Annotated in this window: 1 protein-coding gene; it reads left to right on the forward strand. The window is 36.2% G+C overall.

Annotated elements, in window-relative coordinates; all coding sequences use genetic code 11:
- Positions 1–169 precede the first annotated feature (169 nt).
- Complete coding sequence (locus CXF74_RS21650; RefSeq protein WP_101084705.1) at positions 170–388, forward strand: hypothetical protein; 219 nt, start codon at positions 170–172, stop codon at positions 386–388.
- Positions 389–549 lie beyond the last annotated feature (161 nt).

Raw genomic sequence — 549 nt, forward strand, 5'->3', positions numbered from 1 at the left:
GGTTCTGGACTCGTAATCCTTTCTGTTAAATATGGATTCGGAAACACTACCTATAAAGAAAAGTCTGTCTATTGTGGTTCAAATAATTCGGTTACTGCATATAACCAAAAGTTAAGTGAATTAACCTCTATTTTAGAACTATAACCCAGAGCAATAATAAGGAAAAACCATGAAATCTATAGATGAACTAATTCAGATAAAAAAACGTTGTGAAGCGAAACAAGCTCGTTTCCTTAAAGATTCAGAAGAATATAAGATTCAAGCAAAGCACATACGTTCATTAAATCTTCAAATCGAAGAAGCACAAGGTGGTTGGTCAAGCTGGGATGAAGTTTCAGGTGGCGATGGTGATAACTATCTTGGCGACGGTGTTTACGCCAACGACTAATTAAAAATAATGATCATTTTCGGTAACCTTTGTTTTATGTATAACGAAGCTCCACAAAACATAACGCCCATATTAACGGGCTAAAAATTGTGGGCTAAAATGGAGCGAAGCGAAATAGCCCACTGTTTTTAGTCCTGTTAAATTGCTTGTTATGTGCCACC

Source organism: Psychromonas sp. Urea-02u-13 (genome assembly GCF_002835995.1).
Lineage (GTDB): Bacteria > Pseudomonadota > Gammaproteobacteria > Enterobacterales > Psychromonadaceae > Psychromonas.

Coding starts and splice junctions, on each gene's coding strand:
- CXF74_RS21650 (WP_101084705.1), top strand. CDS start 170: ATGAAATCTATAGATGAACTAATTCAGATAAAAAAACGTTGTGAAGCG.